The 13,771-nt window shown below is 56.7% G+C and carries 16 protein-coding genes; 13 read left to right on the top strand and 3 right to left on the bottom strand.

Translation table 11 applies throughout. From position 1 onward, the window contains the following. Positions 1–26 precede the first annotated feature (26 nt). The 11 genes from ABJM03_RS04005 to ABJM03_RS03955 all read left to right on the top strand — a co-directional run bounded on the left by ABJM03_RS04005 (position 27) and on the right by ABJM03_RS03955 (position 9,198). Positions 27–530 carry a carbon monoxide dehydrogenase subunit G gene (locus ABJM03_RS04005; protein ID WP_348415760.1) on the top strand — a complete coding sequence of 168 codons (504 nt, stop codon included), beginning with the start codon at positions 27–29 and terminating at the stop codon, positions 528–530. 69 nt (positions 531–599) lie between these two features. Next, a complete protein-coding gene (locus tag ABJM03_RS04000) occupies positions 600–1,529 on the top strand; it encodes an ABC transporter ATP-binding protein (protein WP_348415758.1) in 930 nt (309 codons plus the stop codon). Next, positions 1,526–2,287: an ABC transporter permease gene (locus ABJM03_RS03995; RefSeq protein ID WP_348415756.1), complete on the top strand. Its 762-nt coding sequence runs from the start codon at positions 1,526–1,528 to the stop codon at positions 2,285–2,287. Before ABJM03_RS04000 ends, ABJM03_RS03995 begins: the two co-directional genes overlap by 4 nt. Positions 2,288–2,336: 49 nt before the next feature. Beyond that, positions 2,337–3,134 (top strand): S49 family peptidase, encoded by a 798-nt coding sequence (locus ABJM03_RS03990; RefSeq protein WP_348415979.1) that lies wholly within the window; start codon positions 2,337–2,339, stop codon positions 3,132–3,134. A 165-nt stretch (positions 3,135–3,299) separates the two neighbouring features. Continuing rightward, positions 3,300–4,262: a calcium/sodium antiporter gene (locus tag ABJM03_RS03985; protein ID WP_348415754.1), complete on the top strand. Its 963-nt coding sequence runs from the start codon at positions 3,300–3,302 to the stop codon at positions 4,260–4,262. Between the two features lie 7 nt (positions 4,263–4,269). After that, entirely contained in the window at positions 4,270–5,049 is a 780-nt protein-coding gene (locus tag ABJM03_RS03980; protein WP_348415752.1) for an SDR family oxidoreductase, read from the top strand. Positions 5,050–5,332: 283 nt separating this feature from the next. Continuing rightward, a complete protein-coding gene (uvrC, locus tag ABJM03_RS03975) occupies positions 5,333–7,195 on the top strand; it encodes an excinuclease ABC subunit UvrC (RefSeq protein ID WP_348415750.1) in 1,863 nt (620 codons plus the stop codon). A gap of 127 nt (positions 7,196–7,322) precedes the next feature. Continuing rightward, on the top strand, positions 7,323–7,988 hold the full coding sequence (pgsA, locus tag ABJM03_RS03970; RefSeq protein ID WP_348415748.1) for a CDP-diacylglycerol--glycerol-3-phosphate 3-phosphatidyltransferase: 666 nt from the start codon (positions 7,323–7,325) through the stop codon (positions 7,986–7,988). Then, positions 7,988–8,233 (top strand): molybdopterin converting factor subunit 1, encoded by a 246-nt coding sequence (gene moaD, locus ABJM03_RS03965; RefSeq protein ID WP_348415746.1) that lies wholly within the window; start codon positions 7,988–7,990, stop codon positions 8,231–8,233. Before pgsA ends, moaD begins: the two co-directional genes overlap by 1 nt. 1 nt (position 8,234) lies before the next feature. After that, on the top strand, positions 8,235–8,684 hold the full coding sequence (locus tag ABJM03_RS03960; RefSeq protein ID WP_348415744.1) for a molybdenum cofactor biosynthesis protein MoaE: 450 nt from the start codon (positions 8,235–8,237) through the stop codon (positions 8,682–8,684). A gap of 67 nt (positions 8,685–8,751) precedes the next feature. Then, positions 8,752–9,198: a universal stress protein gene (locus ABJM03_RS03955; protein WP_348415742.1), complete on the top strand. Its 447-nt coding sequence runs from the start codon at positions 8,752–8,754 to the stop codon at positions 9,196–9,198. Positions 9,199–9,202: 4 nt separating this feature from the next. Here ABJM03_RS03955 and ABJM03_RS03950 read toward each other — a convergent pair whose 3' ends face one another. The 3 genes from ABJM03_RS03950 to ubiA form a co-directional block, all read right to left on the bottom strand. Next, positions 9,203–9,529, bottom strand: a complete 327-nt coding sequence (locus ABJM03_RS03950; RefSeq protein WP_348415740.1) for a hypothetical protein — start codon at positions 9,527–9,529, stop codon at positions 9,203–9,205. Continuing rightward, a complete protein-coding gene (locus ABJM03_RS03945; protein ID WP_348415738.1) occupies positions 9,526–11,427 on the bottom strand; it encodes an OmpA family protein in 1,902 nt (633 codons plus the stop codon). Before ABJM03_RS03945 ends, ABJM03_RS03950 begins: the two co-directional genes overlap by 4 nt. A gap of 63 nt (positions 11,428–11,490) precedes the next feature. Then, positions 11,491–12,465, bottom strand: a complete 975-nt coding sequence (gene ubiA, locus ABJM03_RS03940; protein ID WP_348415736.1) for a 4-hydroxybenzoate octaprenyltransferase — start codon at positions 12,463–12,465, stop codon at positions 11,491–11,493. Positions 12,466–12,476: 11 nt separating this feature from the next. On the opposite strand from ubiA, the gene ABJM03_RS03935 reads away from it, so the two are divergent. After that, positions 12,477–13,199: a 16S rRNA (uracil(1498)-N(3))-methyltransferase gene (locus ABJM03_RS03935; protein ID WP_348415734.1), complete on the top strand. Its 723-nt coding sequence runs from the start codon at positions 12,477–12,479 to the stop codon at positions 13,197–13,199. A 30-nt stretch (positions 13,200–13,229) separates the two neighbouring features. Continuing rightward, a complete protein-coding gene (locus tag ABJM03_RS03930) occupies positions 13,230–13,754 on the top strand; it encodes a hypothetical protein (RefSeq protein WP_348415732.1) in 525 nt (174 codons plus the stop codon). The last annotated feature ends 17 nt before the right edge of the window (positions 13,755–13,771 follow it).

Genomic DNA, 13,771 nt, shown 5'->3' with positions numbered 1-13,771 from the left:
AAGAGGAATTTGAGGAGGACGCCCCGATGCAGATGTCAGATACGCGCCAGATTGCGGCCACGCCGGCACAGGTTTACGCTGCGCTGCTTGATGCTGAAACGCTTCTGGCCTGCGTGCCGGGTGCCACTCAGGTGGCGGGATCCGCCGAGGAGGGGTTCATCGCCACGGTGGTGCAGAAAGTCGGGCCGGTAAAGGCCACTTTCAAAGGAGACGTCAATCTGACTGATCTGGTGCCCAACACTTCCATGCGGATCGAAGGGTCCGGCAAAGGTGGTGCTGCGGGTTTTGCCAAGGGCGGTGCAACGGTGCAGCTTGCGGCACATGAAGGTGGTTGCACGCTTAGTTATGATGTGGATGCCAAGGTTGGCGGCAAGCTCGCGCAGCTGGGTAGCCGGATTATTGACGGCTTTGCCAAAAAGATGGCCGAGCAATTCTTCTCCAATCTGCAAGAGCATCTCGAAGGCCCGGTAGAGCCTGCCGCGGAGGCACCCGAGGCCAAGAAGGGTTGGTTCGGACGCGATAAATCCTGACGTGCGGTTGCTCTTGTTGTACTGGCGTATTCCGGTCTAGGGTCCCGCTGGCCCAAGCCGGAGACTGCAATGCCCCCCATCGTCGAAATATCCGCCCTGCGCAAAGCATATGCAAACGGGTTTGAAGCGCTTAAATCTGTTGAATTGCAGATCGAGGAGGGGGAAATCCTTGCGCTGCTCGGGCCGAATGGCGCTGGTAAAACCACTCTGATCTCAACAATTTGCGGCATCACGACAGCGACCAGTGGCACGGTGCGTGTGGGCGGACATGATACCGTTTCGGATTTCCGCGCCGCGCGTGCCATGATCGGTCTGGTCCCGCAAGAGATCAACCTCGAGCCGTTCGAGCGGGTGCATAACACTGTAAAATTTTCCCGTGGGCTGTTTGGTAAATCGCCCGACAACGCGTTGATCGAGAAAATTCTGCGCCAATTGTCGCTATGGGACAAACGTAACAGCCAAATACGCGAACTGTCGGGCGGCATGAAGCGGCGGGTGCTGATCGCCAAGGCGCTAAGCCACGAGCCGCGCGTGCTGTTTCTGGATGAACCCACCGCAGGCGTAGATGTCGAACTGCGCCGCGATATGTGGGAAATCGTGGCCGAGCTGAAAAAGGCTGGGGTCACCATCATACTTACGACCCATTACATCGAGGAAGCCGAGGCCATCGCCGACCGTATCGGTGTGATCGCGCATGGCGAGATCCTGTTGGTCGAAGACAAAGACAAGCTGATGGCGCGCATGGGCAAGAAGGAGTTGGAGGTCCAGCTTTCTGCGCCAATCACCGCGCTGCCCGAGCGGTTGAAGTCGGATGCTGTGCGCCTGAGCGATGACGGCAGTGCAATTATCTACACCTATGACACGATGGGTGAGCGCACGGGGATCACCACACTGTTGTCCGAAATCTCAGCCAGCGGTTTGGTGTTGCGGGATGTAGTCACGCGGCAATCAAGCCTTGAGGATATTTTTGTAGGTTTGCTGGAAGGGGATGCATCATGAACTGGACAGCCGTAAAATCCATATACGTGTTCGAAATGGCGCGTTTTTTCCGCACAATCGCGCAAAGCTTTATCTCGCCTGTGTTGTCCACATCGCTATATTTTGTCGTCTTCGGCGCAGCCATCGGCAGCCGGATCGAAGAGGTCGAAGGCGTCAGCTATGGTGCGTTTATCGTGCCGGGCTTGATCATGCTCAGCGTGATCACGCAGTCGATCTCGAATGCTAGTTTCGGCATCTACTTCCCTAAATTCATCGGCACGATCTTCGAGTTGTTATCGGCTCCGGTGAATTTTCTGGAGATCGTCATGGGCTATGTCGGTGCCGCGGCAACCAAGGCGCTGTTTATTGGCACGATTATCCTAGGCACGGCCTATCTGTTTGTGGACTTCGAGATACGGCATCCCTTTGCCATGGTGGGATTTCTACTTTTGACCTGCATCAGCTTTTCGTTAATGGGCTTTATCATCGGTATCTGGGCCGGTAATTTTGAACAGCTACAACTGGTGCCTTTGCTGATCGTCACACCATTGGTGTTCCTTGGCGGATCCTTCTATTCGATCACGATGTTGCCGCCGGTGTGGCAGGTGATTTCGCATTTTAATCCGGTGGTCTATCTGATTTCGGGCTTTCGTTGGTCGTTTTTCGGGGCAGCGGATGTGCCGATTGGCCTAAGCCTTGTGGCCATCGCAGGCTTTACAGCAGTTTGCATGGGGGTGATCTGGTGGATTTTCAAAACCGGCTGGCGCATCCGGCAATAATCTTGGACATCGCCTTGTTGCCGGACGCGGGGGCCTCTACATGTTGCCTATGAAACAATGGCTTCCTTTTATGAAAAGCGACCCCAGCGTCGCAGTGATCCGCCTGTCAGGGATGATCGGCACTTCGGGGCGCGGCGCGCTCAATGACGCAAGCCTCGCTCCGGTGATCGAACGGGCCTTTTCCAAAGGCAAGCCGGTTGCAGTGGCGCTTGAGGTGAACTCCCCCGGTGGGAGCCCTGTGCAGTCTTCGCTCATTGGTGCGCGCATCAGGCGTCTGGCCGAAGAAAAGAACATCCCTGTCATCGCCTTTGTCGAAGACGTTGCAGCCTCGGGCGGTTATTGGTTGGCCGCAGCTGCGGATGAGATTTACGCAGACCCAAGTTCGGTCGTAGGCTCCATCGGTGTGATTTCCGCCAGCTTTGGTTTGCACGAGTTGATGGCGAAAAACGGGGTGGAGCGGCGCGTGTATACGGCTGGCAATTCCAAATCCATGCTTGACCCGTTCCGCCCCGAGAAGGCTGAAGATGTCGCGCGGCTCAAAGAGCTGTTGGAGGATATCCACGTCAATTTCAAAGACCACGTGCAGACCCGCCGCGCAGGCAAGCTGACGGAGGACCGCGATCTGTTCACCGGAGAGATATGGCTGGCACGCAAGGCAATCGAGGTCGGACTTATTGACGGGATTGACCACCTCAAGCCACATCTGACCAGACGCTTTGGCAAGAAGGTAAAACTGCGCCGCTTCGGCGCTAAAAAAGGTCTGCTGAGCCGTTTTGGCGCGCAGATCGTCGGGGATGCGCTGCATGGCATCGAAGAACGTGCGCAATTCGCGCGTTTCGGGCTGTAGTATGATCTTTAAAATCGTGGCTCTTTTCCTCGTCTTTATTGGCGTATTGGGGTGGTTTGGTAAAATGCACTGGATAGGTGGCAAGACATTGAGCCAGAAAAAGTGCAAAAGCTGCGGCCGTTACCGGATTGGTAAAGGACCGTGCAGCTGTGGAGGGAAACGGGGATGATTACTGCGTGGTTGCTGTCAGGTCTTGGCTTGCTGATTTTGCTTTTGGCAGGCGATGCGCTTGTGAAAGGCGCGGTAAACCTGAGCCTGCGGATCGGAATTCCGGCTCTCATCGTGAGCCTGACAATCGTGGCCTTTGGTACCTCTGCACCCGAGCTTTTGATCGCGATCAAAGCGGTGATGGATAATGTGCCGGGCATTGCGTTGGGGAATGTCGTCGGTTCCAATACCGCAAATATCCTGCTGGTTCTGGGGATTCCGGCCTTTCTGGCCACGATGCACACATCCGAGTGCAACACCAAGAAATCGTTTAACCATATGATCGCAGCCACACTGCTGTTCATCGTACTGGCGTACCGCGGTGTGTTTGATTGGATTTCTTCGGTGATCTTGTTGGTGGCCCTTGCGGCGATACTGTTTGACGCTGCGCGTGACGCGTTGGCGCATCAACGTGAGGCAAATGGCGCCCCCGCCATAGACGAAGAAGAACTGGAAGGTGTCGACCCCGAAATGCCCGGCTGGCGTATCGGGGTTTTCTTGTTGCTGGGGCTGATCGGCCTGCCTTTGGGCGCGTCGTTGCTGGTGGATAATTCTACGATCATCGCCAAGGCATTTGGCGTGAGCGATACGGTCATTGGATTGACCTTGGTGGCGATCGGCACCTCATTACCAGAGCTTGCGACCACGGTGATGGCGGCCCTGCGCCGTCAGGCAGATGTCGCATTGGGCAATGTTATCGGCTCTAATATGTTCAATTTGTTGGCGATTATCGGTGTGGCTGGCCTTGTTGGGCCGATACATGTTGATCCGGCGTTCCTGCAATTTGATTTGTGGGTGATGCTTGGCGCTTCGTTGTTGCTGATCCCGTTTGTTTATCTGTGCAAAAACATCACCAGGCTGTGGGGAATTGCGCTGACCGCGCTATATGCTGCTTATCTATTTGTGGTTTTAGCGGGCTAGACACTTCATGAAACGAGCATTGGTAACTGGCGCAGGACAGCGTCTTGGGCGTGCTATGGCACTTTATCTCGGGACGCGCGGATATGATGTGGCCGTGCATTATGCTACCTCGGATACTGGCGCACAGGAAGTAGTGGCCGAGCTGGAGGCGATGGGCCAGCGCGGTGTTGCCTTGCAGGCGGATCTGCTGGATGTCGCACAAATGGAGGCTTTGCTGCCTGAAGCTGCCCGCGCACTTGGTGGGCCGGTGACCTGTCTGGTCAACAATGCCTCGGTTTTTGAATATGACACGATCACCACAGCCACGTCCGAGAGTTGGGACAGGCATATCAACTCAAACCTACGGGCTCCCTTTGTGTTGACCCAAGCCATGGCCGCACAGGGATTGAGTGCGCAGAAGGATGCGCAGGGGGAAGCCATCGCCTGTGGTCTTATTGTTAATATGCTCGACCAGAGGGTGCGCAAGCTAACGCCTGAGTTTATGACCTACACGCTTGCCAAAATGGGGTTGTGGGCATTGACGCAAACCACCGCCCGCGCTTTGGCTCCGCAGATCCGGGTGAATGCGATTGGCCCGGGGCCGACGTTGCAGGGTGAACGGCAAACGCAAGACCACTTTGATGCACAACGGGCTGCGACGGTTCTGGAACGGGGTTCAAATCCTGAAGATATCACTGCTGCGCTTGGCTATTTTCTGGATGCTCCGGCGGTGACAGGACAGCTGTTATGCGTAGACGGCGGGCAACATCTGGGATGGAAGACACCGGACCTGATCGGGGTCGAGTGATGGATAGGGCAAAAAGTTCTGCACGGTCAGGGGCCAGCAGGCGCAGAAACGCCTTATTTTATGGTGTTATTGGCATGGTTACAAAACCTAAATAAAAATAGCACGCGAAATCAGTTGCTTGCGTACGTGCCTAAAAAGTAGACAAATTAACGAAGCGTTTACAATTCAACGGAAAATACACTCCAGACAGAAGTTATATGCAGAGTTATCCACAGGAATAGTGGACATGTTTTTGGTTGCAGCAGCTGCTAAAACATGAGGAGTAAAAGGGAATCATAGACCCATGCCCGAGATTGAAGCAGTCCCTACCGGTCACGCCGTTATTCAGGGTTATCTCAAAACGCTTGATGGCTCGCCAGGCGTCTACCGGATGCTCGATAGTGAAAGCCGTGTGCTTTATGTAGGCAAGGCACGCAATCTGCGAATGCGGGTCAGCAACTATGCCCGCCCCTCGGGACATAGTGCACGGATCGCGCGGATGATCGACAATACTGCGTCGATGATGTTCCTTACCACGCGCACAGAAACCGAGGCGCTTCTGCTTGAGCAAAACCTGATCAAACAGCTCAAGCCCAAGTTCAACGTGCTGCTGCGGGACGACAAAAGCTTTCCCAATATTCTGGTCACAGACAGTCACGATTACCCGCAGATCAAGAAACATCGCGGCGCGAAAAAAGAGAAGGGATCGTATTACGGTCCTTTCGCCAGCGCGGGGGCCGTGAACCGCACGCTGAACCAGTTGCAGCGCGTGTTCTTGTTGCGCGATTGCAGCAATGCCCAATTCGAGAGCCGCACGCGCCCGTGCCTGCAATACCAGATCAAGCGATGCTCGGCACCTTGCGTGGGTAAGATCACTGCCGAAGATTACCGCCAGACGGTGCAGGACGCGCAGAAATTTCTTACGGGCAAAAGCACAGGCATCCAGACGCGGCTGGCGCAAGAAATGTCAGAGGCATCCGAGCAGATGGAGTTTGAGCGCGCCGCCGCCTTGCGTGACCGGATCAAGGCGCTGACCCAAGTGCAGACAACCCAAGGCATCAATCCCAAAGGGGTGTCAGAGGCTGATATCATCGGCCTGTACATGGCCGATGGGCAGGCCTGTGTGCAGGTGTTCTTTATCCGCTCGGGTCAGAACTGGGGCAACCATGATTACTACCCGCGCGTGGGTGATGACGTGGAGGCACCAGAGGTGCTTGAGGCCTTTATCGGGCAATTCTATGATCAACGCGAACCACCGCGACAATTGATCCTGAGCCACGGTTTGGAGAATACCGAACTGATGGCCGAAGCCTTGGGCAGCAAGATTGACCGCAAGGTTGAAATTCTGGTTCCACAGCGTGGTGAAAAGGTCGAGCTGGTCGAGGGCGCGCTGCGCAATGCCCGCGAAAGCCTTGCGCGCAAAATGGCGGAAAGTGCGACACAGACCAAGCTTCTCAAAGGGTTGGCGGATGCGTTTGAATTGCCAAAGGTCCCCGAACGTATCGAAATCTACGACAACTCCCACATTCAGGGGGCGTTTGCGGTGGGGGCGATGGTCGTCGCCGGCCAAGAGGGGATGCTGAAAAGCCAGTACCGTAAATTTAACATCCGCGGGGATGAGCTCACCCCCGGCGATGACTTTGGCATGATGAAAGAAGTGCTCAAGCGTCGGTTCAAGCGCCTGATCAAAGAAGACCCCGACCGTAAAGAGGGGCATTGGCCTGATCTTTTGTTAATTGACGGCGGCGCAGGGCAGGTGAGCGCCGTGCGTGAGATTATGCGCGAATACGGCGTTGAGGATATTCCGATGATCGGTGTCGCCAAAGGTGTGGACCGTGATGCGGGTAAGGAAGAATTCCACCGCACGGGCAAGCCGGTCAAGGCGTTACGGCATAATGATCCTGTGCTTTACTTCGTGCAGCGGATGCGTGACGAGGCACACCGCTTTGCCATTGGCACACATCGGGCCAAGCGGGCCAAATCGGTTGGCGCGACGCCGTTGGACGAGGTGCCGGGCGTCGGGGCTGCACGCAAACGCGCGCTGTTGGCGCATTTCGGCTCGGCCAAGGCGGTTGCCCGCGCAAACTTGCACGATCTGAAAGCGGTTGAAGGGGTGTCTGATGCGTTGGCGGATACGATTTATGCGTATTTTCACGAAAAAGGTTAGCTTGGGGTCAAACGGCACCCGCTTTGCGGGTGTGGCAGGAGGAAATAGTGAAGGGATCGTCGATCTTGTGATCATGCAGTTCGCCTTCGTGCTTTTACGTATTTGCGACGCAGTGTAGGGTGTTTGCATGAATTGGAACTTGCCTAATATCCTTACGGTCATTCGCTTGCTCGCTGCGCCGGGTGTGGCGGTGATGTTTTTGTACTTCACCCGCCCCTATGCGGATTGGTTTGCGCTGATGTTGTTTGTGTCAGCTGCTGTGACAGATTGGCTTGATGGTTATCTTGCACGTGCGTGGCATCAAGAAACCAAATTGGGCGCAATGCTGGACCCGATTGCCGATAAGGCGATGGTGGTCATCGCGTTGATGGTCATCATAGGCTTTTCCAGCTGGTCGCCTTCATTGGTGCTACCCGCGACGGTAATTCTGTTCCGCGAGGTGTTTGTTTCCGGCTTGCGCGAATATCTGGGTGATACGGCAGGCACGTTGAAGGTTACGAAGCTGGCCAAATGGAAGACGGCACTCCAGATGACAGCGATTGCCGTGCTGTTCAGCCAGGGCGTGTTCGAGCATTATCTGGGGGCCAGCATTTACGGCATGGATAGCGCGCTGGTGCAGGACATTCTCAACGGTGTCGAGGAAGACGTGTTGGGCCTGGCGTGGAAAGCAACAGCAATGGAATGGGCTGGCCGGATCGGCGTCTGGTTGTTGTGGTTGGCTGCAGGGCTGACCGCGATTACCGGCTGGGATTACCTGATGAAGGCGATGCCTCACTTGAAGGAGACCCGCTGATGGATGTCGTATACTTTGCATGGGTACGAGAACGGATCGGCCTGCCGCGCGAAGTGGTCGATACGCAGGCGACAACGGTCGCTGGCCTTGTGGATGAGCTGCGCGCCCGTGAAGAGCGGTATGCCTTGGCCTTCGAAGACATAAGCGCATTGCGCGTTGCGCTTGACCAAGAGCTTTCGGATTTTGATGCCCCGCTGGCCGGTGTGCGCGAAGTGGCGTTTTTCCCACCGATGACAGGCGGCTGAGATGCGGATAAGTGTACAGGCCGACAGCTTTGATCTGGGCGCTGAATCCGCTTCCTTTGCCGCCGGTCACCGCGATATGGGGGCGATCGTAACCTTCACAGGTATCGTGCGTGATCTGCCTGATGACCCGCTTGAGGCTATGGAGATCGAGCATTACCCCGCCATGACCGAAAAGGCGATCACAGCCATGGTTGTCGAGGCGATTGAGCGGTTCTCGTTGGGCGATGCATTGGTGATCCACCGCCACGGGCGTCTGGTTCCGGGCGAGATGATCATGATGGTTGCCACTGCTGCGCGGCACCGCAGACACGCCTTTGAGGGGGCTAGCTTTTTAATGGATTACCTCAAGTCGCGCGCGCCTTTCTGGAAGCGCGAAATCTCGGCCAGCGGTGCTGCATGGGTCGCTGCAACCGACGCGGATGAGGATGCCTTGTCACGCTGGGAGCGTTGATACAGATCAAAGTCGGAACCGGCGATATACGATAGGGTACATGTATTATCACATAGGAGGATAAGGCATGATTTCATCCATTGTTGTCGGTATCGACGGTTCTGATGCAGCAGGTCGCGCACTGGAGATGGCATGTAGTTTTGCCAAACAGTTCGGTGCTGCGCTCCATATTTGTCATACCCCCCGCGAGGAAACCGTCACTTACGCGGCCGAAGCGATTTCGGGATTTTATGTCGGGCCAAATCCGGCAGAGCATGAATTGCTTCGCGAGGCTGCGCAAAAGATTGTTGAGGCGGGCCGCGCATATGCGGTTGAGCAAGAGATCACCAAAACAAGCACGCATATCGGCCATGGTGATCCCGCGCGTGACCTGTTGGAGCGCGCAGAGGCCGTGCATGCCGATCTCATTGTGACAGGGCGTAGAGGTCTGGGTGATTTGGGTGCCTTGGTGCTTGGCAGCATATCGCATCAGGTCAGCAAACACGCCAGCTGCGCCTGCCTTACCGTGCCATAAACTGTTAACCTGCGCGCTGGCTTTCGATGTAGGCGCGCATTTCCTCGGCTTCGTGCCGCGCATCGCGCAGACCGTCCATTGCGGCGCGCAGCTCGGCTTCGGTTTGGGACAGCTGGTTGGTCAGCTCTGCTTCGCGCTGCTGCAAATAGGTGATCGCCTGATCGCGGGTTTCTTCGGCTTCATGCAGCTCTTGGCTCATGCGATCAAGCTGGGCCACATCATCCGCGGCGACGCGGGTAAAACGGTGCAAAAGCCAGTTCGCAAACCAACCCATGCAGAAGGCCACAAATAGAATGATGGCTGTCGCAATGACAAATTCAAATCGGCTCATTCGGTAGCGCTTTCTTCGGTCGGCGTGTCATTGCCTGTATCACCTGTTTCGGCGGTGGATTCCAGCGTTGTTTGCCCTGGCGTTGCAACTGTATCCGGGCGGATCAGGCGGAACTCGATGCGGCGGTTCGCTTCGCGGCCTGCTTCGGTGTCATTGTCAGCAACAGGAGCTTCTTCGCCGTAGCCGGTTGCGGCATAGGATGAGGTCGGCACGCGGCGCGCGCGCAGTTCGTTGAGAACCGATTCAGCGCGGCTTTGGCTGAGGGCGAGGTTCATCTCTTCACGGCCTTGGCTATCGGTATATCCTTGGATTTCGAGGGGCAGATCACCGCAGCGTTTGAGTACGTCCGCAATATCATCCATCGTTCCCAATGCAGACGCATCAATAGTCGCCGAGCCGGGTTCAAAGTTGATTTTACCCGCTGCGACAATCGCTGCGACTTCGGCTTCACATTCCTCAGGGGAGGGCAGTCCCAGCACCGGATCCAGTTTTTTCTGATAGGTAACATTCACGTCGAAAGCAGCACCTTCGCCCAGCTTGCCCGCCAGCAGGGAAGTGATTTCATTGGAGGCTTCAGGATTGCCGGTGTTGCCCGTCAGTTGCAGATGGTTTGGCGTGACGGTCACGGCACCGTTGCTGAGCTGCCCGAGCCCTTCAAGACCGGCCAGCACACGGGTGGCCCAATCCATCGGCAGGTCATCCACCACACGTGTGGCGGTATAGACGCTGTCCGAGCCAAATCGTGCCTTGGCAAAGCTGGTAGCTAGCTCACGCAGGGCGGTGTCATTGACGCGCCCACGCAGCTGCACCTGCCCCTCGGGGCTCAGGGTCGCGGTGAATTCTGGCGGGCCTGCATTCGGGTCTTGCGCCTTGGGAAGGTCTGCTTTCAGAGCAAAAACCGGAGGCAGAGCATTTTCGAGCTCGCCCACGACGGTGTCAAACTCTGACTGGCTGACAGTTTCGGCTGCGATTAAAGAAATATCGGCATCTGCGATGATAAAGGATGATCCCGCCCCCAGCTTGTTCAGGGCGTTAATCGAAGCCGTGACAGCATCCGCCCATTTCGGGCTGGGAACGCCAAGGCCAACCGTGCATTGGGGATTCGCTGCACCGGCGGATTTGGCCGCTGCAATGATGCGTGCGGCCGCCTGTTCAGTGTCGGCCGAGCAGGCATCAAAGCTTGCGCCGTCTTCAGTGATCTGGAACCGCGTCGTGAAAGGGGTGATCACGGGACGCGGGGCGGAAATGTTCATTTCCAGCGTCAGATCGTCAGTGGCCATGCGCCGCAAAGTCTGTTCAAGCCGCGCTTTCTCTGCTGCGCTGTCGGTGATGGCGGTGATGGCTACATGGTCAGCCTTAACAGAGATTTTGGCGCGCGGCAGATTTGTCATAGCCGAAAGCGCAAAATCCATCGCGCTGGTCCAGCCGTCGGGAGCGGGGTAATCTGCTGTCTCGAGCAGATCGGTCACACCGCTACTCCCTTCGAGGCTGTTGAACCGCGCTACCAAAGCGTCGCGGTCTGTTGCCGTCGGAATAAGTCCGATTACGGAAAGCCCGCTGTCGTTCCGCAAAATTTCAGCTGAAAAAGTCGGGGCCGCCAGTGCTTCTTGGGCGACGACACCCATATCGTCGATCACACGGGCCGCATCCACCACAGAGCCTGCGGTGGTCAGCGCCGAGAACCGTACGGCCTCGGTTGGTGCCGTGCCTGAAAGGGACACCTGTAGGCCGTTCGCCTCGACTTCGGCCCAGGTCATGCCTTTTTCATCCAGTGCGTCACGCACGCCAATTTCGGAGCTGTCCTCAATCAGGCTCACCGAAAAATTTGCAGCCACCATGGCAATGACTGCGGCGGCGGCAAAGGTCAAAAAGATGGTGAGAAGTGACGAGAGGCGCATAGGCACTTTCTAAATCGTTTAATAATTAATCACGGTGATACGATGCTGGCGGCGGGGGTGCAATCAAAGGAGTAGAGCTATGGCAAAAAACAGCAAAGGAAGTATGCCGGTATCGCGATTAGCTCTGAATAATTGCAACATTTTGCCAGTATCGTGAATATCAAGCCCGCGCAGCTGCCATGCCATATGCCAACCCATCGCCCAAGGTCCGACCAGTGCGAATACCATCGCGAGTGGGGATGCCGTTGGTAATGCTGCATATATGACGGCTATTCCCATCAGGCCGACCGTGGCCATCAGAAACCGGCGCAGCCATTTTCCCGAGTTCTCGCCAAATAGGCGTGCAGTCGATTTTACGCCGATCAGCGCGTCATCCTCGGTGTCCTGATGGGCATAAATCGTGTCGTAAAACAGCGTCCACGCGATCCCCGCCAGATAGAGCACCACTGCAGGCGCATCGAGCTGGCCGGTATGCGCGGTCCACGCCAGCAGCGCACCCCAGTTGAATGCAAGCCCCAGAAACATCTGCGGCCACCATGTAAAACGTTTGGCAAAGGGATAAATCGCCACGGGGAGCAGCGCCAGCACGCCCAACCGGATTGCCGCGGCATTAAAGCTGAGCAGGATGGCGAATGAAATCAGCGCCTGTAATACCATCCAGACCGCAGCGCCTTTGACCGAAACCTGACCGGACGGGATCGGGCGCGAACGGGTGCGCGCAACCTGTGCGTCTATGTCGCGGTCGGTGATGTCATTCCACGTACAACCTGCGCCGCGCATCAAAAACGCCCCCAGGGCGCAGCCGATAAAGACCCACAGATCATACCATGTGGCCTGTCCGTCATACAGCATCGCCAGCGATAATCCCCACCAGCAGGGCAGCAACAACAACCAGGTCCCGATAGGCCTGTCAGCGCGGCTTAACCGCAGATAGGGGCGGGTCGCGGCAGGGGCGTATTGGTCCACCCAGTTGCGCGCATAGGCGTCAGCGACGGCTCCATTTTTCAGGGGCTCTGGCGGAGTGGCGTTGTCTTGCATATATCCATCCCATGGATGCGAAAATCAGATTGTATGTAGAGCACCCGCTAGGGGCGGGGCAATCGGTTCCTTTGGACCGTGGGCAGGCACATTACCTTTTTGGCGTGATGCGACAAGCCGTTGGCGCGCCGGTGTTGTTGTTTGATGGACACAATGGCGAATGGCTGGGCCGTGTGGTCGAAGCGGGCAAACGCGGCGGGGTGATTGAATGCGAGCAGCAGACGAGGCCTTTGCAGATGCCACCGGACCTGTGGCTGTGTTTTGCACCTATCAAAAAGGCGCGGACCGATTTCATTGTCGAAAAAGCAGCCGAGATGGGAGCTGCTCGAATCGTGCCGATGCAGACCGAATTTACGAATTCGGGCCGTATCCAGCGTGATCGCTTGCAAGCCCATGCCGTAGAGGCTGCTGAGCAATGCGGTGGCACCTATGTGCCTGAAGTGGCCGAGCTTGCGCGCTTTGGCCGCTTGATTGATAGATGGGACCCTGCGCGCCGCATCATGTTCTGTGACGAGACGCTGGCCACGGCGCCTAAGGCGCTGACCCTCGCGGGCGCGGGGCCATGGGCTATATTTATCGGGCCAGAGGGCGGTTTTTCGGACCGCGAACGCGAAAAGCTGCACAAGATGGAGGCGGCCACTGCGGTCTCGCTTGGGCCGCGTATTTTGCGTGCGGATACCGCAGCGGTTGCTGCGATGACGCTTTGGCAGCAGGCCTTGGGGGATTGGGCATGAGGCTTTCATCCGGTGCTTTGGGGGGCTGCGATGTTTTTTAGACCCGAAGCCAAAGCCGCCCTATGGCGTTGGCGCGAAGTCCTTGTGGCTCTCGCAGTGAGCCTTTTGGGGCTTTGGTGGATTGTCGGGCCGGGGCGGTTGCTTGCTGTGCCGGGCTGGGGGTTGCTGTTGGCTGGCGGCGCACTGGGATTTATCGGATTTCAGCGATCGCGCTTTCGCAGCAATGGTGACGGACCCGGAGCGGTGCAGGTGAATGAGGGCCAGATTGCCTACTTTGGCCCGCTCACAGGGGGCGTTGTTGCCTTGCAGGAATTGGAACGCCTGAGCCTTGATACGCGGCCCCATCCGCCTCATTGGCGGTTGGATGTGCCGGGACAGGACGCGCTGTTGATTCCTGTTAATGCGGCCGGAACCGAAGGGCTTTTTGATGCCTTTGCAACTTTGCCGGGTCTGCGCACCGAACGTATGCTTGCTGAATTACGCAGCGGTCAAAGCCACGCAGTTGTGATTTGGGAGCGCAAGCCCTTGCGTCCAGCCCATGCGTTGCTGCATTGACGCTCCTAAGAAACTCC

The organism is Sulfitobacter sp., from assembly GCF_039977885.1.
In the GTDB taxonomy this organism is placed as follows: domain Bacteria; phylum Pseudomonadota; class Alphaproteobacteria; order Rhodobacterales; family Rhodobacteraceae; genus Sulfitobacter.
This window is presented reverse-complemented; position numbering and strand designations above follow the sequence as displayed.

Bases quoted from the DNA above. Each gene is read 5' to 3' on its own strand.
- ABJM03_RS04005 (WP_348415760.1), top strand. From the start codon at position 27: ATGCAGATGTCAGATACGCGCCAGATTGCGGCCACGCCGGCACAGGTT.
- ABJM03_RS04000 (WP_348415758.1), top strand. From the start codon at position 600: ATGCCCCCCATCGTCGAAATATCCGCCCTGCGCAAAGCATATGCAAAC.
- ABJM03_RS03995 (WP_348415756.1), top strand. From the start codon at position 1,526: ATGAACTGGACAGCCGTAAAATCCATATACGTGTTCGAAATGGCGCGT.
- ABJM03_RS03990 (WP_348415979.1), top strand. From the start codon at position 2,337: ATGAAACAATGGCTTCCTTTTATGAAAAGCGACCCCAGCGTCGCAGTG.
- ABJM03_RS03985 (WP_348415754.1), top strand. From the start codon at position 3,300: ATGATTACTGCGTGGTTGCTGTCAGGTCTTGGCTTGCTGATTTTGCTT.
- ABJM03_RS03980 (WP_348415752.1), top strand. From the start codon at position 4,270: ATGAAACGAGCATTGGTAACTGGCGCAGGACAGCGTCTTGGGCGTGCT.
- uvrC (WP_348415750.1), top strand. From the start codon at position 5,333: ATGCCCGAGATTGAAGCAGTCCCTACCGGTCACGCCGTTATTCAGGGT.
- pgsA (WP_348415748.1), top strand. From the start codon at position 7,323: ATGAATTGGAACTTGCCTAATATCCTTACGGTCATTCGCTTGCTCGCT.
- moaD (WP_348415746.1), top strand. From the start codon at position 7,988: ATGGATGTCGTATACTTTGCATGGGTACGAGAACGGATCGGCCTGCCG.
- ABJM03_RS03960 (WP_348415744.1), top strand. From the start codon at position 8,235: ATGCGGATAAGTGTACAGGCCGACAGCTTTGATCTGGGCGCTGAATCC.
- ABJM03_RS03955 (WP_348415742.1), top strand. From the start codon at position 8,752: ATGATTTCATCCATTGTTGTCGGTATCGACGGTTCTGATGCAGCAGGT.
- ABJM03_RS03950 (WP_348415740.1), bottom strand. From the start codon at position 9,529: ATGAGCCGATTTGAATTTGTCATTGCGACAGCCATCATTCTATTTGTG.
- ABJM03_RS03945 (WP_348415738.1), bottom strand. From the start codon at position 11,427: ATGCGCCTCTCGTCACTTCTCACCATCTTTTTGACCTTTGCCGCCGCC.
- ubiA (WP_348415736.1), bottom strand. From the start codon at position 12,465: ATGCAAGACAACGCCACTCCGCCAGAGCCCCTGAAAAATGGAGCCGTC.
- ABJM03_RS03935 (WP_348415734.1), top strand. From the start codon at position 12,477: ATGGATGCGAAAATCAGATTGTATGTAGAGCACCCGCTAGGGGCGGGG.
- ABJM03_RS03930 (WP_348415732.1), top strand. From the start codon at position 13,230: ATGTTTTTTAGACCCGAAGCCAAAGCCGCCCTATGGCGTTGGCGCGAA.